1 protein-coding gene is annotated in these 928 nt (G+C 48.4%); it reads left to right on the top strand.

The annotated features are described in order from the left end of the window. Positions 1-16 precede the first annotated feature (16 nt). The coding region (thiL, locus tag ACTHS3_RS15275) for a thiamine-phosphate kinase (protein WP_440368403.1) at positions 17-928 on the top strand (912 nt) is incomplete at its 3' end.

The raw sequence follows: 928 nt of genomic DNA, 5'->3' as shown, positions 1-928 counted from the left end.
GTTATATTGGATAAATATGACGGAATTTGACTTTATCAGACAATATTTGCAGCGACAAAAATCGGAAGGTCTGATTTTGGGTATAGGGGACGATGCCGCTATTATTCGCCCAAGTAACGGATTTGATTTATGTTTTAGCGCTGATATGTTGATCAAAGGCAGACATTTTTTTGAAGATGTTTTGCCCGAAGATTTGGCATGGAAAATGCTTGCAGTAAATTTGTCCGATATGGCCGCAATGGGTGCCAAGCCGCGTTGGGTGTTGCTCAGTGCTGCGTTGCCTGAATTGAATCAAGACTGGCTCAAACGCTTTTGCGATAGCTTTTTTGCTTTGGCTGCGCGTTTTGATACGGTGTTGATTGGTGGTGATACCACCAAGGGCGATTTGGTCTTTAATGTAACAATAGTAGGTGAAGTTCCGACAGGGCATGCCCTGCGGCGTGATGCGGCCGAAGTCGGCGACGATATTTGGGTATCGGGTCGGTTGGGTTTGGCTGCCGCTGCGTTGAACAAACATCTGGGGCATTATCAATTGCCGTCTGAAATCATGGCGGTTTGCGATGATAAATTGCTCCGTCCGGAGCCGCGTGTTTCATTGGGTCAGGCATTGTTGCCATTTGCCCATGCTGCGCAAGATGTTTCAGACGGCCTGGCTCAAGATGTGGGACATATTTTAAAAGCCTCTGCTGTCGGAGCGGAAATATTTGCCGATTGTGTGCCGTCGTTGCCTGAATTGAAAAACGTTTTGTCGCGCGAGCAATGGTTGTCGGCAGTATTGGCCGGCGGCGATGATTACGAACTGATTTTTACTGCCGCTCCAGAAGACAGGGAACGCGTTTGTCAGGCAGCGAAACAAAGTGGCGTACCGGTCGCCCGAATTGGTAAAATGACTGACTCAGGCCGTCTGAATATTTTGGATGCCGAAGGC

It is taken from the genome of Neisseria sp. P0009.S007 (genome assembly GCF_051962515.1).
Note: the sequence above shows the minus strand (reverse complement) of the source record. Positions and strands in the feature narration are given on the sequence as shown.